The sequence below is a fragment of the Corallococcus sp. AB018 genome, assembly GCF_003986945.1.
In the GTDB taxonomy this organism is placed as follows: Bacteria; Myxococcota; Myxococcia; order Myxococcales; family Myxococcaceae; genus Corallococcus; species Corallococcus exiguus.
Window position 1 is genome coordinate 21245 of the sequence record NZ_RAWR01000018.1, and the last position, 21413, is coordinate 42657.

Annotated in this window: 18 protein-coding genes; 11 read left to right on the plus strand and 7 right to left on the minus strand. The window is 69.8% G+C overall.

The annotated features are described in order from the left end of the window. Nucleotides 1-56 precede the first annotated feature (56 nt). Both D7Y11_RS06330 and D7Y11_RS06335 read left to right on the plus strand, forming a co-directional pair. A complete protein-coding gene (locus tag D7Y11_RS06330) occupies nucleotides 57-1904 on the plus strand; it encodes a potassium transporter Kup (RefSeq protein ID WP_120575538.1) in 1848 nt (615 codons plus the stop codon). Nucleotides 1905-2304: 400 nt separating this feature from the next. Beyond that, a complete protein-coding gene (locus D7Y11_RS06335) occupies nucleotides 2305-3321 on the plus strand; it encodes a hypothetical protein (RefSeq protein ID WP_120575539.1) in 1017 nt (338 codons plus the stop codon). Nucleotides 3322-3385: 64 nt separating this feature from the next. On the opposite strand, the gene D7Y11_RS06340 is transcribed toward D7Y11_RS06335, so the two are convergent. Together D7Y11_RS06340 and D7Y11_RS06345 are read right to left on the minus strand one after the other, a co-directional pair. Then, nucleotides 3386-3967: a DUF2378 family protein gene (locus D7Y11_RS06340; RefSeq protein WP_126933256.1), complete on the minus strand. Its 582-nt coding sequence runs from the start codon at nucleotides 3965-3967 to the stop codon at nucleotides 3386-3388. Nucleotides 3968-4140: 173 nt separating this feature from the next. Further along, nucleotides 4141-4878 (minus strand): metallophosphoesterase, encoded by a 738-nt coding sequence (locus tag D7Y11_RS06345; protein WP_121754305.1) that lies wholly within the window; start codon nucleotides 4876-4878, stop codon nucleotides 4141-4143. 395 nt (nucleotides 4879-5273) lie between these two features. On the opposite strand from D7Y11_RS06345, the gene D7Y11_RS06350 reads away from it, so the two are divergent. After that, complete coding sequence (locus D7Y11_RS06350) at nucleotides 5274-6884, plus strand: N-acetylmuramoyl-L-alanine amidase (RefSeq protein ID WP_121754306.1); 1611 nt, start codon at nucleotides 5274-5276, stop codon at nucleotides 6882-6884. A gap of 76 nt (nucleotides 6885-6960) precedes the next feature. Then, on the plus strand, nucleotides 6961-8007 hold the full coding sequence (locus D7Y11_RS06355) for a PD40 domain-containing protein (RefSeq protein ID WP_167548352.1): 1047 nt from the start codon (nucleotides 6961-6963) through the stop codon (nucleotides 8005-8007). Here the strand turns inward: D7Y11_RS06355 and D7Y11_RS43180 are convergent. The 3 genes from D7Y11_RS43180 to D7Y11_RS06375 all read right to left on the minus strand — a co-directional run bounded on the left by D7Y11_RS43180 (nucleotide 8004) and on the right by D7Y11_RS06375 (nucleotide 12118). Next, nucleotides 8004-9977: a cell wall metabolism sensor histidine kinase WalK gene (locus D7Y11_RS43180; RefSeq protein ID WP_158641893.1), complete on the minus strand. Its 1974-nt coding sequence runs from the start codon at nucleotides 9975-9977 to the stop codon at nucleotides 8004-8006. The genes D7Y11_RS06355 and D7Y11_RS43180 overlap by 4 nt on opposite strands. A 150-nt stretch (nucleotides 9978-10127) precedes the next feature. Further along, the gene (locus tag D7Y11_RS06370; RefSeq protein ID WP_120575545.1) at nucleotides 10128-10976 is read right to left on the minus strand and encodes a carboxypeptidase-like regulatory domain-containing protein; all 849 of its coding nucleotides are present in this window, start codon (nucleotides 10974-10976) and stop codon (nucleotides 10128-10130) included. A 218-nt stretch (nucleotides 10977-11194) separates the two neighbouring features. Next, entirely contained in the window at nucleotides 11195-12118 is a 924-nt protein-coding gene (locus D7Y11_RS06375; protein ID WP_126933257.1) for a hypothetical protein, read from the minus strand. A gap of 184 nt (nucleotides 12119-12302) precedes the next feature. Between D7Y11_RS06375 and D7Y11_RS06380 the strand changes: the two genes are divergently transcribed. Next, entirely contained in the window at nucleotides 12303-13289 is a 987-nt protein-coding gene (locus D7Y11_RS06380) for a hypothetical protein (RefSeq protein ID WP_120575547.1), read from the plus strand. Nucleotides 13290-13348: 59 nt separating this feature from the next. On the opposite strand, the gene D7Y11_RS06385 is transcribed toward D7Y11_RS06380, so the two are convergent. Together D7Y11_RS06385 and D7Y11_RS06390 are read right to left on the minus strand one after the other, a co-directional pair. Further along, entirely contained in the window at nucleotides 13349-14020 is a 672-nt protein-coding gene (locus D7Y11_RS06385; RefSeq protein ID WP_120575548.1) for a DsbA family protein, read from the minus strand. A gap of 195 nt (nucleotides 14021-14215) precedes the next feature. After that, on the minus strand, nucleotides 14216-15235 hold the full coding sequence (locus D7Y11_RS06390) for a RimK family alpha-L-glutamate ligase (RefSeq protein WP_120575549.1): 1020 nt from the start codon (nucleotides 15233-15235) through the stop codon (nucleotides 14216-14218). Nucleotides 15236-15312: 77 nt separating this feature from the next. Between D7Y11_RS06390 and D7Y11_RS06395 the strand changes: the two genes are divergently transcribed. From D7Y11_RS06395 to D7Y11_RS06420, 6 genes are all read left to right on the plus strand, one after another. After that, the gene (locus tag D7Y11_RS06395; protein WP_172812962.1) at nucleotides 15313-16749 is read left to right on the plus strand and encodes a sigma 54-interacting transcriptional regulator; all 1437 of its coding nucleotides are present in this window, start codon (nucleotides 15313-15315) and stop codon (nucleotides 16747-16749) included. A 168-nt stretch (nucleotides 16750-16917) separates the two neighbouring features. Continuing rightward, the gene (locus D7Y11_RS06400; RefSeq protein ID WP_120575550.1) at nucleotides 16918-17709 is read left to right on the plus strand and encodes a TadE family protein; all 792 of its coding nucleotides are present in this window, start codon (nucleotides 16918-16920) and stop codon (nucleotides 17707-17709) included. A 5-nt stretch (nucleotides 17710-17714) separates the two neighbouring features. Beyond that, nucleotides 17715-19385: a pilus assembly protein TadG-related protein gene (locus D7Y11_RS06405; protein WP_126933258.1), complete on the plus strand. Its 1671-nt coding sequence runs from the start codon at nucleotides 17715-17717 to the stop codon at nucleotides 19383-19385. Then, nucleotides 19385-20377 (plus strand): pilus assembly protein, encoded by a 993-nt coding sequence (locus tag D7Y11_RS06410; protein ID WP_126933259.1) that lies wholly within the window; start codon nucleotides 19385-19387, stop codon nucleotides 20375-20377. The genes D7Y11_RS06405 and D7Y11_RS06410 overlap by 1 nt, the downstream gene beginning before the upstream one ends. Before the next feature lie 2 nt (nucleotides 20378-20379). Then, nucleotides 20380-20712 (plus strand): hypothetical protein, encoded by a 333-nt coding sequence (locus D7Y11_RS06415; protein ID WP_121782243.1) that lies wholly within the window; start codon nucleotides 20380-20382, stop codon nucleotides 20710-20712. A gap of 10 nt (nucleotides 20713-20722) precedes the next feature. Further along, nucleotides 20723-21412, plus strand: a complete 690-nt coding sequence (locus D7Y11_RS06420; protein WP_126933260.1) for a hypothetical protein — start codon at nucleotides 20723-20725, stop codon at nucleotides 21410-21412. Nucleotide 21413: the final 1 nt, after the last annotated feature.

A 21413-nucleotide genomic window follows, 5' to 3' on the forward strand; every position in this document is an offset into this window, starting at 1 on the left:
CCTCGGAATCACCGGCCGCCCCTTCGGAGGGGCCGGAATCTCCCAAACGCATCGCGATGCTCGCCCTGAGCGCGCTGGGCATCGTCTACGGAGACATTGGAACCAGTCCGCTCTACGCGCTGCGCGAATGCTTCACCGGAGCGCACGGCGTCACGCCGACGCCGGCCAACGTCCTGGGCGTGCTGTCGCTCATCGTGTGGTCGCTCATCATCGTCGTGTCGGTGAAGTACATCATCTTCGTGATGCGCGCGGACAACCGGGGCGAGGGCGGCATCCTCGCGCTGATGGCGCTGGCCATGCACCGGCCCCGGGGGCAGTCACACCGCGCGCGGCCCGTGCTCATCACCCTGGGCCTCTTCGGCGCGGCGCTCATCTACGGTGACGGCGTCATCACCCCGGCCATCTCCGTGATGAGCGCGGTGGAGGGCCTGAGCGTGGCCACCCCCGTCTTCCAGCCGTACGTGATTCCCATCTCGCTCGTCATCCTGCTGCTGCTGTTCATGGTGCAGCGCAAGGGCACGGCGGGCATCGGCACGGTGTTCGGCCCCTTGATGACCGTGTGGTTCCTGGTGCTGGCGGTGCTGGGCGTGAAGGAGCTGCTGCACAACCCCGCGGTGCTCTGGTCGCTGTCGCCCGTGCACGGCGTGCAGTTCTTCATGGACAACGGGTGGCACGGCTTCCTGGTGCTGGGCGCCGTCATCCTGGTGGTGACGGGCGGCGAGGCGCTCTACGCGGACATGGGCCACTTCGGCGCGGGGCCCATCCGGCGCGCCTGGTTCCTGCTGGTGCTGCCGTCGCTGGTGCTCAACTACCTGGGCCAGGGCGCGCTGCTCCTGCGCCACGCGGAGGCCGCCCGAAACCCCTTCTTCCTCCTGGCCCCGGAGTGGGCCCTGTATCCGCTCGTGGCCCTGTCCACCGCCGCCGCCGTCATCGCGTCGCAGGCCCTCATCTCCGGCTCCTTCTCCACCACCCGGCAGGCCATGCAGCTGGGCTACTGCCCGCGCATGGAGGTGGTGCACACGTCCGCGGAGGAGATGGGGCAAATCTACCTGCCCGGCGTCAACGGGGCGCTGCTGGTGGGCGTCATCGCGCTGGTGCTGGGCTTCGGCTCCTCCAGCCGGCTGGCGGCCGCGTACGGCATCGCGGTGACGACGACCATGGGCATCACCACCGTGCTGGCCTACGTGGTGGCCCGGGAGCGCTGGGGCGTCCGCCGCTCCGTGGCCCTGCCCATCGCCAGCCTCTTCATGGTGGTGGACCTGGCCTTCTTCGGCGCCAACGCGGCGAAGATCGCTGACGGCGGCTGGTTCCCGCTGCTGCTCGCGGTCTGCATCTTCACGATGATGACCACCTGGAAGCGCGGCCGGGACATCCTCGCCGGCAAGCTGCGCGCGGCCAGCCTGGGCCTCAAGGACCTGCTGGGCAGCTTCGGGGACCACCCGCCCCTGCGCGTGCCCGGCACCGCCATCTTCATGACGGGCAACCCGGAAGGCACCCCGCCCGCGCTCCTGCACAACCTGAAGCACAACAAAATCCTCCATGAGCAGGTGGTGCTGCTCACCATCATCTCGGAGGAGATTCCCCACGTGGTGGCCCAGGAGCGCGTGGAGGTGGAGCCCCTGGAGCAGGGCTTCGTGCGCGTCGTGGCCCGCTACGGCTTCATGGAGAACCCCAGCATCCCGGACATCCTCAAGCGCTGCCGGGAGAAGGGCCTCCAGTTCCAGCTGATGGGCACCAGCTTCTTCCTGGGCCGCGAAACGCTCATCCCCACCAAGAAGCCCGGGATGGCCGCCTGGCGCGAGGCCCTCTTCACCTGGATGAGCCGCAACGCCCGCAGCGCCACCGCCTACTTCCGGATTCCACCCAACCGCGTGGTGGAGCTGGGCAGTCAGGTGGAGCTGTAACCCAAAGCGTTACCGCACCGCGACTTCACCCCAGGAGTAGAAAACCTACTCGGGCGGTGTTGCACGTGTTTTACCGGGCTTGAGGTTTATTCCGCCTCGTAACTCCTTGAAAAGACATGGGCAGGGTTCTCCGGGGAGGGGTTGTTCCGACCCAGGGGTGTCAGTAACTGACTGCCACACGGCCCTTTACGCAGGGGCTTGCCTGCTTCAGATTACACCGCCCCTGTCCGTTTTTTCCGGTTCAGATAGAAAAATACGGCAGGGCAGCAACACTTTCGTCGATGAATCGAGAATCTTTTCGCGGGGCAGAGAAAAATACTGTCCCAGCGCAATAGAACTTGGTTACCCTGCGGCCAGGTGTCCCCCGGCACCCGGCGTCTGAAACGAGGTCAGCCCTTCCATGCTCCAGGCCATCTCCCCCGCCCCCGTGTCGTCCCCGGCCGTCTCTCCGGTGAAGTCCGTCATGTCGTGGATGGCCGAGCCGAGGATGCCGCTGTCGGAGGCGGCGCCGTACACGGTGCTGAGCGCGCAGGAGCTGTACCCGCGCATCTGCGTGCGTGATCCGTACTTCGCGCTGAAGGACGTGACGGTGCTGCCGGGTGAGGTGGTGGCGCGCGTGCCGGTGCAGATGGCGTCGGACGCGGAGGCGATGCCGCTGGGCCTGGGCGAGGCGGGCCGGCACCTGGCCATCCTGGGCTCGTGCGGCGCGGCGCTGGTGGCGCCCAAGGACGGGCAGCACTTCTACCTGGCCAGCGCGGCGCGCGGTCAGTGGCTGCAGCCGGCCCCGCAGGAGCGCGCCACGGACATGCTCTGGGCGCTGGCGCAGGCGGAGTACACCGGCAAGCGCACCTGCACGGCGCGCACGCTGCTGTCCTCGTCGGACGGCACGCCGCTGTTCAAGCTGGAGGTGGACTACAACGTGCTGTCCGCCGCCGCCTTCACCCGCCTGTTCGGCGAGGCGCGCCAGGAGATGCGCCGTGAGCCGCGTCCCGCGGACACCGTGCAGCGCACCCCGGAGGAGTGGGCGAAGCTGCGGCAGAACCCGTACAGCAAGCCGTTGGACCTCCAGGACTTCCGCGTGGAGGGCGACATCATGCGCTCGTCGCTCGTCGTCACCCCGGAGCTGTGCAAGGGCCACTTCGCCATGCACCCGGTGATGCCGGTGGCGGTCGTCGCGGGCGGCATGACGCGCATGGCGACCACGCTGGGCCGTTCGCTGGAGCGCGCGCCCGGCGCCCGCTTCGTGGCCAAGGACGTGAAGCTGTCCGCGGACAGCCTGGCCTACGCGGGCCAGACGGTGGTGTTCGGCGCGCACCGCACCCGCGTGCGCGGCGCGGACCACACCTTCGCCTGCTGGGCGTCCGTGGGCGAGCGCGTGGTGGCGCAGCTGGACGTGACCTACACCCGCGTCGACTGAAGTCCCCCGAAGTCCGCTTGAAGCGCACCCGGAGCGCTGTCGACGCGCGGCCCCGCGTCCCGCTTCAGGCCCACTCGATGTCGTAGTCCACGCGGTCGATGCCCTGCGGCTTCGCGGTGGCCTTGCCCGTCAAACCCAACACCTTGAGCGAACCGGTGAGGATGCCCACGTGGTACGCGGGCGGCATCATGTCCCGGCGCATGCGCAGGGTGCCGGACTTGGGGCCCGTCGTGAGGTACTCGCGGTTGCCGTAGGACACCGCCGCGCTGTACGCCATCTGCGCGCCCGCGAAGAGCTTCTGGGGGTCGCCCCGGGAGATGATGCCGAACACCAGCATCCCGGGCCCGGTGGAGTAGCGGGTGATGCTCACCTCGCCGCACGCGTGGAACACCGCGTCCTGGGCGCCGAGCGCGCTCTCCAGCACGTCCGCCGCGCTGTACAGCAGCGTGAGGAACTCCCGCGCAGGGTATGAGCGCAGCTCCGCGTAGTCGTGGTTCAGCTCCCCCACGCGCAGCTTCTCCATGCCGATGGCGCCCGAGTGCTGCTGCACCAGGCCGAAGACGGACTTGAAGATGAGTCCACGGATGGAGTCCCCCTGCTGGAGGATGGCGATCCGGGCGGCGAGTTCGGCCTTGTCCGACGGCATGACTTCCACTCCTTGGTTCACGGGCGAACCCGGGGCCAGCTTAACGGCCCCTTTTCACCTGTCGACAAAGCGCTTCACCGGGCGTCACACCCGTCCCGACCTCCCATGTCCGGTGTCCGGGCCGACGCGGCAGGTTCCTTGGGGCTCCCGTGACTTCGGGCCCGGGGAGGGCGTCAGCGCTCGTCCAGCAGCATCGGCGCGAAGCCGGCCGCGTCGCAGGACGCGAGCACGTAGCGCACGCCCGCCCGTTCGCCGGTGAAGCCCGCGGGGATGCCGCTCGAGTGCAGGTGCCCGTACACGCACACCTTGGGGGCGAACGCTTCGATGGGGGCGCTGAAGGCGGTGGCCCGCTCGTTCGCGTACACGGGCGGGAAGTGCACCGCGATGATGCGGGTGAGCGGCGTGGGGGAGGCCGCCTCCTTCTTGAGCGCGTCATCGATGGACGTATTGAGCCGGCGCGTCTCGCGCTCCACGTAGCCGGAATCCCCCTGCTCGTCGCCCATCTCCCCGCCCGGCATGGGCGGCGCTTCCGGCGCGGTCCACAGCCGCGTGCCGGCGATGACCCAGGGCCCCAGCACGAACGCGTTGTTGTGGAGGAAGCCCTCCAGCGTGCGGAACGGCTCCAGCAGCTTGCGCAGCTTGGACGCGGAGTCGCCCCACCAGTAGTCGTGGTTGCCGCGCACCAGCACCTTGCGCCCCGGCCGCGCGTCCAGCCACGCCAGGTCCTCCATCACCTCGTGGGCGCGGGTGGCCCAGGAGATGTCGCCCGCGACGATGACCGCGTCCTCCGGCCGCACCCGCTCGTCCCACGCGCGCTGCAAGGGCAGCGGGTGGTCCGTCCAGCCGAAGCGGTGCATGTCCTTCTGCCGGGTGGAGGGCAGGTGCGTGTCGCCAATACCGAAGAGCCGCATGATGGTGGCGTCATAGCGGATGCCCTGGCCCCATGTCGGCCCTTCCAGCGCGGCGCGCGCCCGGACGGCTTTCTGGCCCGGTCCACCAAGGGTGCAAATAGTGATTAATACAAGAAATGGCGTAACAAAACGTTACGTCACGGATGTCCTGAATTGCGGCAGTGCGGCATCCGTGTGCCATCTCGGACTCCGCGTGAAATAGCGGGCCCTGGGATGTAGGTAATTCCGTGATTTCAGGTGCTTGAAGTCACAAGGAACTTCGAGCGCCGGGTGCGGGTGGAGCATGCATGCACCGGTCGAGGAAGAAAACTGGACGAAGGTGACGGATGAAGGCGGCTGGCACGCACGGTGCTGTGAAGGCGTGGAGTTCCTCCCCCCGACTTTGGAGTCCCCTCATGTCAACCTTCCGCAATCCCTTCGCGGCGGCGGCCGTCGCCCTGGTGCTCTCCGCGTGCGGTCCCCAGGCGCAGCAGCCCTCCGAGACCCCTCCGGCCGAGACGCCGTCGCAGCCCTCCCCGGACACGGCGGGCAGCACGCTGCCGCGTGAGATGGACCCGCTGTTCGCGCAGGCCGCGCAGGAGTTCAACGTCCCGGCGGAGCTGCTCAAGGCGGTCTCCTACGCGGAGACGCGCTGGCAGATGGTGCGGGGCGAGGCGGAGTTCCCGGGCCAGCAGCCGGCGTTCGGCCTGATGGCGCTGCGGGGTGAGGACCTGGAGCAGGGCGCGGCGCTGGCGGGCGTGACGGCGGAGGAGGCGCGCACGGACGCGCTGTCCAACCTGCGCGCGGGCGCGGCGCGGCTGTCCCAGCTGGCCATGGACGCGAAGGTAGAGCGCGGGGACCTGGCCGCGTGGGCGCCGGTGGTGGCGCAGCTGAGCGGCATCACCAACCCGGAGGCGCAGGCGGAGCACGTGCACCGCTCCGTGTACGCGGTGATGAACGAGGGCGCGGTGGCGCTCAACCAGGACGGCTCGGTGGCCGTGTCGCTGGAGCCCGTGAAGGTGGAGGCGAAGTTCGAGCGTCCCCAGGTGCGCGCCATGGCGGCGGGCCCGGACTACGCGTCGTCCATCTGGCGGGCGGCGCCGTCGGGCAACTACAGCACGAGCAGGTCGCACAACCCGTTGATGATCATCATCCACACCTGTGAGGGCTCCTACGGCTCGTGCTGGAGCTGGCTCACCAACAGCGCCGCGGGCGTGAGCGCGCACTACGTGGTGAACGAGAGCGGCTCCGAAATCTCCCAGCTGGTGCGCGAGGCGCACCGGGCCTACCACATCGGCGCGACGTACGACTCGTCGCTCAACAGTGGCAAGGAGGCGTGGCTCAACGGCGTGCAGTCCAACAACTTCACCATCGGCATCGAGCACGGCGGCTACGCCAGCCAGACGTCCTTCCCGGCCGGGCAGATTGACGCGTCCGCGAAGCTGTCGTGCGACATCGCGCGCGACAACTCCATCGTGAAGGACAGCTACCACATCGTGGCGCACGGCAAGCTGCAGCCGGCGACGCGCACGGACCCGGGTCCCAACTGGCCGTGGTCCACGTACCTCAGCAAGGTGAACAGCTACTGCGGCACGACGACGCCGACCGGTGAGATCATCATCGACAGCAACAGCGCCAACAACGACGCGTCCAAGGCGAGGCTCTCGCTGACGGGGAACTGGTCGGAGGGCACGAGCGCCGGCTACTACGGCAGCGGCTACTTCTACGCGGCCACGGAGGCCATCTCCGCGCCGGCCTCATTCGAGTTCTACCTGCCCACCGCGCAGACGCGCACGATTGACGCCTGGTGGGTGGCGGGCGCGAACCGCTCCGCCACGGCGCCGTTCATCGCCTACAACGCGGCGGGTACCGAGGTGGGCCGCGTGTCCGTCAACCAGCAGACCAACGGCGGCAAGTGGGTGACGCTGGGCACGTACAGCTTCTCCGCGGGCTGGAACAAGGTGCAGCTGAGCCGCTGGACGACCCCGGGCTTCGTGGTCATGGCCGACGCCGTCCGGGTGCGCTGACGTGAGGCACGAGGGCCTTGAACGGCGGAAGCGTTCCGGGCCCTCGCGGGCACGGCGGTGGTGGGCCGTGCTCGCCATGCTGGGCGCTATGGGCTGTCAGGGCCGCTGCGGCGGCGCTGGTGGAGCCACGGCGCCCGGTGCCCTGTCGGAGGCGGAGCGGCGGGCCCTGCCGGGCACCATCGTCTTCCTCTCCGAAAGGGCGGGACAGAAGGACGTCTGGAGGGTGACGCCCGCCGGAGAAGAGACGCAGGTCACCTCCGCGCCGGAGGACGAGTACCCCGGCCCGCCGTCACCGGACGGCCGCACGCTGCTGGTGATTGCGTCGGGCGAGGCGAACGGGCGTGTCTTCCAGCAGCTGCGCCTGCAGCCGCTCGAGGGAGGACGCCAGGTGGCGCTGCATCCGCCCCGGCCCCGAGCGCGCAACGCGAGCTGGGCGCCGGACGGCACGTGGCTGGTCGCGGAGTCCGACGCGCAGGGCTTCAGCGACGTGGTGCGCGTGCTGCCCGAGGCGAACGCGGTGGACACGCAACTGACGCACGTGAAGGAGGGCTGCTTCGAGCCCGCGGTGTCTCCGGACGGCACGGAGGTGGCGTGCGTGTGCAGCGGTGACGGGGACCCGGAGGTCTACGTCTTCCGCGCGGACGGCACGGGCGAGCCTCGCCGCATCACCACGTTCTACATGGAGGACCGGACGCCGCAGTGGAGCCCGGACGGCAAGTGGCTGCTGTTCGTGAGCAACCGCGAGCGCAAGGAGCGCATGTACCTGGTGCGCGCGGACGGCGCGGACCTGCGAGCCCTGTCCGGAGAGGGCTTCGCGGGCGACGAGCGCGAGGCGGTCTTCAGCCCGGACGGCAAGCGCGTGGCGTACGTGGCCCGGCACCCGGACGGCAAGAGCCGCATCTGGGTGGCGGACGTGGCGGGAGGCGCGCCGGTGGCGCTGACGGACGGACAGCACCGCGACGACATGCCGGCATGGAGCCCGGACGGCAAGGCGCTGGTGTTCGTCTCCGAGCGCGACGGCGACACCGATCTGTACCTCATGCGTCCAGACGGCACCGGTCAGACGCGGCTCACCACGGCGAAGGGCGCGGACTGGCTGCCGCGCTGGTTCGTGCCGCGCTAGCCCGCACGCTGGCGCAGCGGTGCGGGCGCCGTGGGAGCGGCGGGGGCTTCCAGGGGCACGCTGAAGAAGAAGGTGACGCCCCGGTCCGGCTCGCTCTCCACCCAGATGTGGCCGCCGTGGGCCTCCACGATGAGCCGGCTGATGTAGAGCCCCAGTCCCAGGCCCTTGCCGTCCGCCGAGCGGCCGTCCTCCGTGCGGTAGTACTTGTCGAACAGGCGCGCCGCGTCCCTCGGGGACAGGCCCGCGCCCTGGTTGGTCACCGACACCACGGCCTGGTCGTGCGCGGCGGCGAGCCGCACGTCCACCGGCGTCTCCTTGGGGCTGTACTTGAGCGCGTTGGTCAGCAGGTTGGTCACCACGCGCTCCAGGCGCGCGGCGTCCATGGGCACCGGCGGCAGCGGATCCACCCGGTGCAGCCGGAAACGCTCGCGCGCGTCGGGCGGCACGTCGCGCTCCAGCACTTCCTCCAGGAAGCGGCCCAGGTCGCGCGCCTCGCGGCGCAGGGTCACCCGGCCGGACTCCAGCCGCGAGCCCTCCAGCAGCTCTTCGATCATCGTGCTCATCCACTCCACGTTGTGGATGATGGCCTGGGCCATGATGCCCTCGCGCTCCAGCTTCCGCTCGTGCAGCGCGCGCTGGAGCAGGTGGGCGCGCAGGTTGATGGTGTTCAGCGGGTTGCGCAGGTCGTGGGAGATGAGCCCCACGTACTCCTCGCGCAGCTTCTCCAGGTCCCGGCGCTCGGTGACGTCGCGCAGGATGGCGATGCGCGTGGCGTCGTCCTCGCCCTTCATCGGGCTCAGCCGCACCTCCAGCGGCACGCTGGTGCCGTCCTGCCTCTGCCCGACCACCAGCCGCCCTCCCGTGGCGCGCTCCGGGCCCTCTCCGGGGGCGGCCGGGCCGTGGAGCCCCTCCGGCACCAGCAGCTCCACCTCGCGGGCCAGCAGGGCCTCCCGGCGGTAGCCGAAGACGCGCTCCGCCTCCGCGTTGGCGAAGCGCACGCGGCCGGTGGCGTCCACCACCACCATGGGGTCCGGCGCGGTGTCCAGGAAGGTGCGGAAGCGCTCCTCGGAGGCCTCCAGCGCGGCCGTGGCCCGCATGCGTTCGGTGTCCAGCACGTCCAGCGCCCGCGCCGCCAGCAGCACCAGCGTGACGCCGCCGGCGGCCACCACCGTGGCGAAGAGCGGCAGCTTCGCGTCGTGGCTGAGCCCGCCTATCAGGTGGAGCAACACCAGCGTCAGCCCCAGCACCGGCGGCCCCAGCAGCATCACCGGCACCAGCCGCCGCGCCACGAAGCCGCCCAGCGTGTCCCGCGTGAGCCGCGCCATCAGCCCCAGCTCCGGCCGGGCGCACAGCGTGCCCATGGCCAGCAGCATCAGCACGCAGGTGGTGTGCAGCCCCATGCTGCGCTCCTGGAAGAACGGAGCGGCGACGGGCGTCACCAGCGGGCCCAGCAAGAAGCCGTTGAGCCCCGTCAGCGCCGCCATCAGCGCGAGCACCACCAGCGCGTCCGACCACGACAGCCGCTGCGGGTGACCCCGGTCCACCAGCGCCAGCGCCGGCCCCAGGAGCATCAGGCACAACCCCGTCAGGGGCGACGGCACGATGCCCGGCGACGCGCTGACGTCCTCGCCAAAGAGGCGCAGGAACAGCGCGTCCAGGCCTCCGTTGCCTCCGGTGATGACGCCATCCACGAGGCTCGCCGCGCCCAGCAGGGCCGTGGCCAGGGCGAGCGCGGTGCCCAGCCGGTGTTGGATGCGGTGGGGAGTGGCCGGCAGCCGCAGGCCCAGCGCGGCCCCACCCAGCATCAACCCCAGCGCGGCGCTGGGGCGCATGGCGGGGAGCGCGGCGCCCATGGACTTGAGCACCATGACATCCAACGCCCAGCCCACCAGCACCAGCAGGCCCACCAGGCAGGAGGCCGCCGCGGAGCTGCGCGCAAGGGCACGGACCAACGCCGTGCTTCGTGGCATGGATTGGCCGCTCATCATCCGCGTCCCCCCGGAACGCCAGCCCTGCATCCTGCCACAACATCTCGCCTCATGGGCCCCCCCGGCAATGGGACGCCGGGGTTGGAAGGATGTCCGTCCTAGGCGGGGATGTCCGACTTGTCCAGGGTTGGGTCAGGGTGCGTAGCGGCCTGGATACACGGTGAGGACGACGCCCAGGCCCGGGCCCACGTCGACGTTGCGCGGCACGTACGTGTCGGTGCCTTCCACGGACAGCTGGAAGGAGGAGGCCCCGGCGCCGGAGTGGACGAAGAGGAACAGGCCGTGGGCCGCGGTGCCCGCGGTGTCCACGGACGTGAGGTCACCCGACGGGTAGTAGACGCGGTCCGCCAGGTCGGCGCGGTTCAACGCCACGCGCGCGCCGCTCACGGGCTGACCGTTCAGGTCCACCACGCGCCCCAGCACGAAGCCCGCGGAGGCCAGGGTGGCCTCCGGGTCCCCGGTGTGGCCCTGGAGGCGCGGCGCACCCACGGCGGCGCCCAGCTGATCCACGAACGCGATGGGGAGGGCCCACGCGTGCGCGTCGATGACGTCCGTGCGCGGACGGGTGCCGGTGAAGGCGGTGTCGTAGACGAGCGTGGTGCTGCGCACGAGGCCTTCGTGCACCAGGCCCACCGCGAGCCCCTGGTGCACGTCGCGCACGGGCACGTCGGTGATGCGGAAGGCGCCGTCCTCGGACACCTCGCCGGTGGCGAAGGTGGCGGCCGCGTCGTTGACGGCCACGCGCAGCGGCTCCTCCACGGTGAGCGCCATCCCGGTGAGCGACGCCGGTGCCGCGGCCGAGCCCTCGGCCTCCGGGAACACGCGTGCCTCGCCCGTCACGAGGATGCGAAGGTTTTCCAGATCCACCGCCTCGGCGTCCTCGGTCCGCACGCCGGGGTCCGGTGTGAAGCCGCCGTCGCCACAGGCCATCGCCAACAGCCCGAGCACGGCACCACCCGCCGCCCGAATGTAGTGTTTCATCGGGCGGCAACATCTTCACGGCGGGGGAGGCACGCAATCCGTCCCCGGGTGTCGTCCGTCCCCTTCACGACGCACCGCCGCGCTCGCGGGCAGGACGCACCGGACATCGGGCCCTCCGGGTGTTGAAAACACGTCGGCACCGGGAGCCTGCCTTCCGCTGGAAACGGAAGGCCGCGCCCGGTGCCGCGGGTCACGCCAGGGAGGAGGAAGCGGAGCGTCTACCAGCCCGACCCGCTCTTGCCGGAGGAGCCGGAGCTCTTGCCGGTGTTCCATCCGCCGCCGCTGCTGCCGCCGCTGCTTCCACTGCTACCGCCGCTGCTCCGGCCACTGCCGCTGCTGCCGCTGCTGCCGCCGCTGTTGCCACCGGGAGGGGTGCTCCAGCCGCCGCTGCTCCTGCCGCTGCTCCCGCTATTGCTGCTCCCGCTGTTGCTGTTGCCGCGGTTGTTGTCCTTGTCGTCGTCGCGGCTCTTGCTGGCCGGGGTGTCCCAGCCGCCGCTGTTGCGGCTGTTGTCCCTGTCGTTGTCCCTGTCGTTGTCCCGAGCGTTGTTGGAGGGAGCGGCGTTGTTGCCGCGGCCCCAGCTGGAGCCGCTGGGAGGCCGGGCGCCGGTGCCCGTGCCGCCGGGAGGCGCGTTGCGGCCCTGGTTGACGGGGGCCGGAGCGGGCGCGGGCCGCGAGGGGGCGATGTTGTTGCGGCCGCCAGGGACCGCGGAGGCCGAGTGGCTGTTGCTCCAGCGGTAGCCCCGGGTGCCGCGGTCGTAGCTGTAGCCCGCGCCCCACGAGCCCTGCGGATAGAAGTCGTGCTGGTGGCGGCCGTGGAAGTTGCAGTACGCGCCGCTGGGGGTGGGGTGGTAGTCCCAGTACCAGACCACCGTCGGGCCCCGGTAGTAGTAGACGTCGTCCGTGTAGACGTAGGACGCCTGGGGCGGCTGGTAGTCGTGGACGTGGGCGTAGTCTTCCGGGCACCAGCCGCCGCCGTAGTCGTCGGGGACGGGGTGCGCGCCGGCGAACCGGTACTCCACCACGGCGGCGGGGGCGATGTAGGCCGCGCGGCGGACGACGGGGCGGTGCGAGTGGGCCTCGACGACACAGCCCGTCCCCATCAGCAGGGCCACGGGGACGACCAGGGCGAGCAAGCGGTTCATGAAGAGTCTCCTGTCGCGGAAGTGGACCCTCAAAGCATCCTGCTTCGCAACCTCTGCCCCCCATGACGGCCCGCTGCCCCGGAAATTCACCCGGGACGCCTGCCCGCCGGGAAGGGAAGGGGCCCGCCTGATATGACACCCGGGTCGCGGCCCCTGGGGGCGTCGCGCCTTGGGAGGCATACGGATGTCGGATGTGGATTTCGGACGCGCGATGGGGGCGTCCTGCGCGCTGCACCCGGGGCGGGAGGCCACGGGCACCTGCGCCCGCTGCGGCAACTTCACGTGCGACACGTGCAGCCAGAACGGCGCGTCGCCCCGCTGCCCCACGTGCCGGGAGCGCTCCGGCGCCACGTTCCCGCTCCAGCGGGAGAACTGGAACTTCAGCAAGCTGTGGGACGTGTGCTGGGCGGCGTTCCAGCGCGAGTGGGGCATGTTGTCGCTCGCGGTGTTGATCACCCTGGGCGTGTCCCTGGGCGCGAACCTGCTCGTCAACGTGGCCACGGGCATTGGCGCGGCGGTGGACAGTGTCGTCGTCGCCGTGGTGCTGAGCGTGGTGGGGCTCGTGGCGCAGCAGCTGGTGCAGGGCCTGGTGCAGCTGGGCCTCTTGCGCGTGTGCTTCGACGTGCTGCACGGAGGCCGCGCGGACGTGGCGCGCCTCTTCAGCCAGATGCACAAGGCGGTGCCCTACACGCTGACGATGCTCCTCGTCTTCGCCATCGTGATGGTGCCGCTGGCCCTGCTGAGCGTCCTGGTCATCCTCGCGCTCGTGGGCACGGGCATCCTGAGCGGCGTGGACCTGAACTCCTCATCGGACCAGGTCTGGAGCGCGCTGGCTCCGATGCTCGGCGTGATGGGGCTGGGGTTCCTGGTGCTGCTGGGGCCCATCGCGTACCTGGTGCTGCCGCTGTACCTGGTCCAGCCGGAGCTCGCGTACGAAGAGGTGCCGCCCTCGCCCGTGGAGGTGCTGCGCCGCAGCTGGGAGGCCGCGCGCGGTCAGCGCCTGAGCATCCTGGGCGTGGGGCTCGCGGGGGGCGCCGTCATGGTGGCGGGGTTCTTCGTGTGCTGCGTGGGCTTCATCCCCGGCATGGCGCTGGCCCAGCTGCTCATCGCGGGGATGTTCCTGTCCATGCGCTCCCCGCGGGAGGACGCCGCGGAGTCCTTCCCGGGCTGAAAGCCGCGGGAAGCAAGGAGGCGCGCCTTCGCGAACAGGGCGAAGGCGCGCGGGCGACCTCAGTGCACCAGCCGCTCGGAGTAACCCGAGCGGGGTGTGACGACCTTGCCCAGGCACGCGAGGATGTGCTCGCGGTACTCGGACAGCTCGCGCAGGCCGCACAGCATCCACCGGCCGCCAATCACCAGCGAGGGCACGCCGCGCACGCCGCGGCTGCCGGCCAGCCGGTGCTCGTCGTAGATGAGCCGGCGCGTCTCTTCCGAACGGAAGGCCGCGGAGAACTGGTTCATGGACAGGCCCACGCGCGACGCCAGCTCGAACACCACATCCGAGCGCGACACGTTGACGCCCTGCTCCAGCGCGGCGCGCTGCATGGACCGGGCGAGGAAGGCCCGCGCCTGCGGTCCCTGCAACCGCGCGGCTTCCAACGCCGCCAACGCCGGCACGCTGGAGCGCGGCGGATCACCGCCAAGCCACAGGTCCGTGGAGAGCAGCGAGGCCGTGGGGTCGGGTTCGCGCTGCGCGCGCTTCACCTCTTCCACCAGCCCGCGCACTTCGCGCTCCGTGGGCAGTACGTCGTGCAGACGCAAAGGGTAGGGACGCACGCTCCAGCGGACGGCATCGCCAAACTCCTGGCGAAGCACTTCCAACCGCTGGTCGGCGAGGTAGCACCAGGCGCAAAGCACATCCTGGTAGACGGTGATCTGCAGCGGCTTGTGCAGCGTTTTCATCGGGGGTCGCCAGATTAGAGGCGCATCCCCACCGCTGCCAACACCCCTGGACAATCCCCGCCCGAAGGCATTCCCGTATTCCTGAGGAGCATCCAAGGCACCGTGCGCACCGTGAAGTCCCGCACGCATGCCATGGAGCAGGCGGGCAGGCACGCAGGTGCTGCTCGCGTGCCTGCTTTCAACACAACATCTGGCTCAGGAAGCGCGGCCTGCCCGTGCGCGCAACGCGCTGCCCCGGGTCCCCGCGTACACCAACGCGTGCTCCACGATGTGGCCCGCGATGTCCTGACCGGTGGCGCCCTCCAGGCCCTCGAAGCCGGGGCTGGAGTTGATCTCCATCAGGCGCGGGCCTTCGCGGCCCTCCAGCATGTCCACGCCCGCGACCTCCAGGCCGATGATGCGCGCAGCCTTCACCGCGGCCTCCATGTAGTCCGAGGACAGGGTGATGGCGCGGCCCTCGCCGCCGCGGTGGATGTTGGAGCGGAACTCGCCCTTCTTCGCCTTGCGGCGCATGGCGCCCACCACGGTGTCGCCCACCACCAGCGCGCGCACGTCGCGGCCCTCGCTCTCCGCGACGAACTCCTGGAGGACGATCTCCTGGCCCAGGTCCCAGAAGGTGTCGAGGATGGTCTGCACCTCCGGCAGCGTGTGGGCAATCATCACGCCCACGCCCTGGGTGCCCCTGATCAGCTTGATGATGACGGGCAGTCCGCCCACCTCCTGCACCAGCTTGCGCACGTTGCCGCGGTCGTGCGCCATCACCGTGCGGGGCATGTCCAGGCCCGCGCGGGCGAGGAACTGGAGCGCGCGCAGCTTGTCGCGGCTGCGCGCGATGGCCGTGGGCGGGTTGAGCACCGGCACGTCCATCATCTCGAAGTGATTCACCACGGCCAGGCCGTACGCGGTGATGGACGCGCCGATGCGCGGAATCACCACGTCCACGCCCTTCACCTCCGCGCCGCGGTAGGTCATGCGCGGCTGGCCCCGCGCCAGCAGCAGGCAGCAGCGCAGCGTGTCGAACACGAGCGCCCGGTGCCCCCGGGCCTTGATGGCCTCCACCAGCCGGCGCGTCGAGTACAGCGAGCGCTTGCGGGACAGGATGGCCACGGTCTTCTTCACGCGGGGCCGCTTGGGTCGCGGTGCGTCACCGCGCTCGGGTGCCTGTGCGCCAGGCGGAACCGGCGCCTTCTTCGGCTGGGCTTTTCGGGGGGGCATGCGGGGCGCGGGACACTAGCACGCACAGGCGTGGAGGCACGGCACGTGGGCACCCTTTGCTATCCTCGCGTTCACTGATGACCGCACCCAACCCGCATCCCGACGACATCCACACCAATCCAGGAGACGTCGGCCTCGAGCTGTCCTCCCAGTCCCCTCTGCTGGGGGAGACACTGGTGGTGGATCCGCGCGCCAGCGTGAAGATGCACAAGTGCCGGTTGCTGGTGACGTCGGGACCGGACACCGGGCGCTCCATGGTCAGTGACAAGGAGCGGCTGCGCTGCGGGGCCCACCCGGGCAACGACCTGGTGCTGGTGGAGGACCGCACCGCCAGCCGCCACCACTTCGAGGTGCAATACACCGAGCGCGGCCGCCTCCTGGTGGACCTGAACTCCACCAACGGCACCTTCCTGGACGGCCGCCGCATCGAACGGGCCTACCTGTCCCCGGGCTCGCAGATTCGCGCCGGCTCCTCGGTCATCACCTTCGCTCCCATGGACGAAGAGGTGGCGGTGGAGCCCGACCGCGAGGGCGAGCTGTGCGGCATGGTGGGCCAGAGCGTGAAGATGCGGCAGGTGTTCGGGCTCATCAAGCGCATCGCGCCCATGGACGTGTCCGTCATCATCCAGGGCGAGACGGGCACCGGGAAGGAGCTGGTCTCCAGCGCCATCCACGAGCTGTCCGGCCGCGAGAAGGGCCCCATGGTGGTGCTGGACTGCGGCGCCATCCCGCCCAACCTCATCGAGAGCGAGCTGTTCGGCCACGAGAAGGGCGCCTTCACCGGCGCCACGTCCAGCCGCCCCGGTGCCTTCGAGCGCGCGCAAGGGGGCACCATCTTCCTGGACGAGCTGGGCGAGCTGCGCCTGGACCTGCAGCCCAAGCTGTTGCGCGTGCTGGAGAACCGCGAGGTGCGCCGGGTGGGCGGCAACGACGTCATCGAGGTGGACTGCCGGGTCATCGCCGCCACCCACCGCGACCTGGTGAAGGAGATCGCCGCGGGCAACTTCCGCGAGGACCTCTACTTCCGCCTGTCCGTCATCCACATCCAGCTGCCGCCGCTGCGCCAGCGCCGGGACGACATCCCGCTCATCCTCAAGCGGGCGCTGGCGGAGCCGGAGGTGGTGGACACCCACGGCCGCAAGCGCTTCTCCGCGGAGGCCCTGGGGCTGCTCATGGCCTACCCATGGCCCGGCAACGTGCGCGAGCTGATGAACGTGCTCTCCCACGTGCTGACCTTCTCCGACGAGGGCGAGGAGATATTGCCCTCCCACCTGCCCCCGCGCGTCCGGGGCCAGGCCCGCGAGGGGCCGCTGCCCTTCAACGAGCACCTGGCCTTCAAGGACGCCAAGGAGCAGCTCCTGGAGAACTTCGAGCGCGAGTACGTCACCAGCGTCCTCACCCGCTGCGAGGGCAACCTGTCCCGCGCCGCCCGGGAGAGCGGGCTGCACCGCAAGTCCATCGAGCGGCTGGTGAAGAAGTATCAGCTCGACGCCAAGGGGCTGAAACCGCGCTGAAACAGCGTCGTTACACGGTTTCACTGAGGGTGTTTATTCCCCAGGAAGTTTTCACCGGGCCCATCCTCTGAGACAATCCCGGCCCCCCTTTCAGACCCCGACGCAGTGTGTCGGCGGTCACTTGACGGATACTGCGAGATTCCCCCATCCCGCAGGATGAGCCTCCGTATGAGCGCACGATCCCCCCGTGAAGCAGGCGAGTCCGGCCAGGCCCTGGTGGAGGCCGCGCTGTCGCTGCCACTGGTGACGTTCCTCATCCTGGGCGCGTTGCAGCTGTTCCTGATGATGCAGGCGCGGGTGATGACGCACTACGCGGCCTTCCGGGCGACGCGCGCGGGCAGCGTGGCGCACGGGGACTGCGAGCGGATGACCCACGCGGCCATCCTGGCGCTGATTCCGACCTTCCACTCGTTCATGGGGCAGGGGACGGGTTCGCTCAACGGTCCGCTGGCCCGAGGCGCGGGTTCGGACGCGCCCCGGCTCCTGGCGGAGGCGTTCGCGGCGCGGATGAACAACCGCTACTCGGGCCCGGGCCTGGACGGCGTGCACAACCGCAGCATCGTGTGGATCCAGCGGGACCTGGCGGGCGGCGGCGTGGACAGCCCGGAGGACAGCGACTTCGACCGGCCGGGCCACCTGCGGCGGCTGGAGGTACAGCTGGTGTTCTGGTACCCGCTGCGCATCCCGTTCGCCAACTGGGTGATGTCGCGCATGTTCCTGGCGCACTTCAACCTGCGTCCCTACACGGACGCGAACCCGCTCATCGTCGCCGAGCGCAACGCCAACTGGAACGGCAGTGACGTGACGGCGGTGCACGATCTGGACGGCGAGCTGGGCATGGAGCTGGCGGACCGCGTGCTCAACCGGCAGTACGTGTTCCCCATCATCACCACGTTCACCATGCGAATGATGACGCCCGTGAAGTCGCGTTTCTTCGCCACCATGGCCTGTCCCCGGTGAAAACGATGAAGCGCTCCTCCCCCCAGCGCGGTCAGACCCTGGTGCTGTTCGTCCTCAGCATGCTGCTGCTGTTGCTGATGGTGGCCCTCACGCTGTCGTTCACCATGAAGGTGCGCGAGCGCATCGAGGTGCAGACGGTGGCGGACGCGGCCGCGTACTCCAACGCGGTGGCCACGGCGCGCACGTTCAACACCATCGCCGTCAGCAACCGCGCGGAGATCGCCCACATGGTGGCGAACGCGGGCGCGGCCAGCCTCTTGAACTGGGCGAGCCTCTACCGCGGCGAGCTGAACGCGGCGAAGTTCGGTTACGCGGCGTGGGTGCCCGTCTACCAGGCGTTCGCCACCGCGGGCTGCCCCTGCGCCTGGTCCAACGGCTTCTGCGCCCGCATGTGCCAGTGCGGCATCCGTGGGGTGACGGACCTGGGCCGGCTGATGACCATGCTCCAGCGCGAGGACCTGCGTGTGGAGGCCGTCTTCCAGGCCCTGGACCCGATGGTGGGTCTGCAGATGCGCCTGCACCAGGTGGCGGCGGGCGCGCTGTACGCCTCCTCGTATGCGGACTTCAGGAGCCTCAAGGACAAGGTGAACGATCAGGGCTTCGCCAACGACATCTTGGGAGACCTGGTGGCGGGGAGGAACCCTCACGACGCGGGGTGGCTGGCGCCGTCCGCGGGCAACATCTCCAAGAAGGAGCTGGCGGACAACACGGCGTGCCTGGGTGGCGGCGCGGTCTGTGATCCGCTGCCGCTGACGGTGGCCCACAGCGTGGACGCGGCCATGGGAAGCCGTGGCTTCACCTTCGTCACGTCGCGGACCATCGAGCAGTACGTCGCGCACGAGGCGAACCTGGCCTTCGTCATCATGCCGCCGGACATCGTCACGCTCCCGCTCGCCGCGGGCACGTCCCACTTCGGCAAGCCGATCCTCCAGTACGGGCTCTTCCCCCCCTACGCTCCCGCCGTCACGGCCGAGGACGAGGGCGTCGTGGCCTTCATCTACAACCACATCGCGCATGGCGGTGGACCGCCGTGCCCGGTGATGGTGGGCGGTACGGTCCCGACCCTTGCCCTGTTCGCGGCCTCCGGTGGCGTCATGCCCACGCCCACGCATATGTGGTTTGGCGGCACGGACCCCGCGCCCTTCGCGCGGCACATGCTGGCGCCGTGTCTGGGCGGCCCGTCCAGCTGCCCGGGCATCTGGCCGCCGTTCCTGGACTACAACCTGACGGAGCTGTGGCCCAACGGCGCGGACAACAACTTCGGGCAGCCGAAGAACTTCGCGGTCATCCAGCGCGACCGCAGCACCATGTCCGCGATGGATCAGGACCCGTGGAACCTGGCGTTCCGCTTCCGCTTCAAGGCGGCCAATCCGAACCCGAACGCGGGCAAGTTCGACAACACCAGCGTCACCATGGCGGACGGCGTCACGCCGCTGGGCGTCCAGACGGCGTTGTCCACGGGCATCGCGTACTACCACCGTGGCCGCAGCCTGGGCGTCTCCCACTGGAGTGAGCCGCCCAACCTGCTCAACCCCTACTGGCGCGCCACGCTGGTACCGGTGGACACGGACGAGTCGGGTCTTCAGGACGCCATCGACGCGTTGGGTTCCAGCTCTCCTTCCTCCGCCGCCACCATCCAGGAGTTGCGGCGCGTGGGCTTCAGGGGGTTCCAGTGATGCACCGCCAGCTTCGTCGTCACCGCCGGCAGGCGCGCGGCCAGTCCATCGTCGAGGCGGCCCTCGGCGTCACGCTGTTCATCACCATCCTGGTGTTCGGCATCCACTTCGCGGAGGTGGGCTTCCTGTCGCTGAAGGTGCAGGAGGCCGCCGTGTCAGCGCTGTGGAACGGCACGCACGGGGAGATGCACGACATCCCGCTGGACTACGGCTCGGCGCATGACTCCATGCGGCAGGCGGGTGAGGACGCGCAGGCGCGGTACGCGGACTTCAACGGCCTGTCGTCCGTCAACCACGGTGACACCATCACGCAGGTGTTCACGCAGGGTTCGGGCCTGCGTGTGAACTGCAGCCGGAACGGGGGCCTGGACTGGGATGGCCCCGTGCTGACCCGGTTGATGTACCGCGACGAGGGCGGCACGGCGTGCACGTCCCAGGCGAACCTGAGCTCCTGGAACATTCCCACCCGGTTCCTGGATCAGTCCTCGGAGACGGGCCTGTACAACGAGCAGCACCAGGAAGCGGCCAACGCCAACATCCAGGTGTGTGGCATTGGCCGCGCGGTGGGCGGTACCTGCCGGGGCAGCTTCTCCATGCTCGTGGACGACTGGGGCCTGTCCAATGAGATGGAGTCCGCCACCTGCTTGTTTATCCAGGACATGGCGCTGCCGTGCAGCAACGGGCCGTTCTACGCGGCCACGAAGGGCGTCTACGAGCCCACCACGCTGCCCATCCCGACCTACGCCAGCTTCCTGGCGATGGACGCCCTCTTCATGAACCCGCTGCCGCCCCTGGTCTTGATGCAGCGGGAGAACACCTTCTGGATGAGCGCGGCGGGTGAGGAGAGCCAATTCATGCAGGCCTGGCTCAAGCTGACGCCCCTGGGCAACATTTGGAACACGTCGCCCGGCGCGCTGATTGGCATCACCACGCCCCATTACGGTCTGGGCTATCTGGACCGTAACGGCTGTTTCCTTGGAAAGGATTGCTGAAGATGAAGATGCGAAGCCTGCTGTCGGGTGGAGTGCTGGCGTTGGTTCTGGGCGTTTGCCTGACGGCGTCTCCCGCGCGTGCGGACAGCAACTCATGCAACACGGACTGCGCGACGAAGAACGGGGACACGCTCAACGCCTGCATCACCGCCTGTCCGGCGCCGAGCAGCCCGGGGTCCGCGAAGGACAGCAGCCGCACCTGCTCCGCGCGCTGCGCGCAGAAATTCCAGGCCCAGTTCAACCAGTGCAAGTCCCGCTGCCCCAAGCCGGAGGGCGACACGGGTCCGAAGTCGGGCAAGTCCGTCAAGGCCGCGCGTTCGCACCGCGGCGGGTAGGAGGGGCGGGATGATGCGCGCGATTCGTGGGGCGGCCCTGACGCTGGTATTGGGGCTTTCCGCTCCTGCCTGGGCGCAGCGGGCCAACTTCACCTGGGACATTCCGAAGACCGTCAGCGTCGTGGATGTGCCGGGCCAGGTGGACGCCAATGGCGTGCCGGTGAAGCTGCTTGCGGTGCGCAGCAAGGAGAAGGCGCAGGTCATCCTCCAGAGCGTGGTGGACCGCTTCCAGTCCTGGGGCTTCTCGGTGCAGGAGGCGTACAAGCAGCCGCAGCTCCTGCGCGAGCCGATGGTGACGGGCCTCGACACGCGCAACTTCATCTCCTACACGGCCATCCTCCAGGTGAACCCGGACGGCACCACCACGGTGTTCCTGGGGCAGGCGAACCTGGGCGCGGCGAAGGCCCCGCAGCCCGCCGGGCTGCCCGTCTTCCCCGGCGGCTCCGGGGTGCTGACGGCGCAGACGGAGGGCTCGCACACGGTGAGCTACTCGGTGCCGGGCAAGACGACCGCGGACGTGGAGGCCTTCTACCGCGAGGTGCTCACCAAGGCGGGGTTCAAGGAGATCCAACCCCGCGTGTTCAAGTCCTCCACGGAGGAGGTCTCGCTCACCCTGGGCATCACCAAGGAAGGTCCGGTGGCGGTGCGGCTGGTGCGCCGGGCCGTGGCGGCGGACGATGACATTCGCCCGGGCGAGTGAC

Excerpts from the sequence above, each read along its gene's own strand:
- D7Y11_RS06330 (WP_120575538.1), top strand. The coding sequence starts at position 57 with ATGCTCGCCCTGAGCGCGCTGGGCATCGTCTACGGAGACATTGGAACC.
- D7Y11_RS06335 (WP_120575539.1), top strand. The coding sequence starts at position 2,305 with ATGCTCCAGGCCATCTCCCCCGCCCCCGTGTCGTCCCCGGCCGTCTCT.
- D7Y11_RS06340 (WP_126933256.1), bottom strand. The coding sequence starts at position 3,967 with ATGCCGTCGGACAAGGCCGAACTCGCCGCCCGGATCGCCATCCTCCAG.
- D7Y11_RS06345 (WP_121754305.1), bottom strand. The coding sequence starts at position 4,878 with ATGCGGCTCTTCGGTATTGGCGACACGCACCTGCCCTCCACCCGGCAG.
- D7Y11_RS06350 (WP_121754306.1), top strand. The coding sequence starts at position 5,274 with ATGTCAACCTTCCGCAATCCCTTCGCGGCGGCGGCCGTCGCCCTGGTG.
- D7Y11_RS06355 (WP_167548352.1), top strand. The coding sequence starts at position 6,961 with ATGCTGGGCGCTATGGGCTGTCAGGGCCGCTGCGGCGGCGCTGGTGGA.
- D7Y11_RS43180 (WP_158641893.1), bottom strand. The coding sequence starts at position 9,977 with ATGCCACGAAGCACGGCGTTGGTCCGTGCCCTTGCGCGCAGCTCCGCG.
- D7Y11_RS06370 (WP_120575545.1), bottom strand. The coding sequence starts at position 10,976 with ATGAAACACTACATTCGGGCGGCGGGTGGTGCCGTGCTCGGGCTGTTG.
- D7Y11_RS06375 (WP_126933257.1), bottom strand. The coding sequence starts at position 12,118 with ATGAACCGCTTGCTCGCCCTGGTCGTCCCCGTGGCCCTGCTGATGGGG.
- D7Y11_RS06380 (WP_120575547.1), top strand. The coding sequence starts at position 12,303 with ATGTCGGATGTGGATTTCGGACGCGCGATGGGGGCGTCCTGCGCGCTG.
- D7Y11_RS06385 (WP_120575548.1), bottom strand. The coding sequence starts at position 14,020 with ATGAAAACGCTGCACAAGCCGCTGCAGATCACCGTCTACCAGGATGTG.
- D7Y11_RS06390 (WP_120575549.1), bottom strand. The coding sequence starts at position 15,235 with ATGCCCCCCCGAAAAGCCCAGCCGAAGAAGGCGCCGGTTCCGCCTGGC.
- D7Y11_RS06395 (WP_172812962.1), top strand. The coding sequence starts at position 15,313 with ATGACCGCACCCAACCCGCATCCCGACGACATCCACACCAATCCAGGA.
- D7Y11_RS06400 (WP_120575550.1), top strand. The coding sequence starts at position 16,918 with ATGAGCGCACGATCCCCCCGTGAAGCAGGCGAGTCCGGCCAGGCCCTG.
- D7Y11_RS06405 (WP_126933258.1), top strand. The coding sequence starts at position 17,715 with ATGAAGCGCTCCTCCCCCCAGCGCGGTCAGACCCTGGTGCTGTTCGTC.
- D7Y11_RS06410 (WP_126933259.1), top strand. The coding sequence starts at position 19,385 with ATGCACCGCCAGCTTCGTCGTCACCGCCGGCAGGCGCGCGGCCAGTCC.
- D7Y11_RS06415 (WP_121782243.1), top strand. The coding sequence starts at position 20,380 with ATGAAGATGCGAAGCCTGCTGTCGGGTGGAGTGCTGGCGTTGGTTCTG.
- D7Y11_RS06420 (WP_126933260.1), top strand. The coding sequence starts at position 20,723 with ATGATGCGCGCGATTCGTGGGGCGGCCCTGACGCTGGTATTGGGGCTT.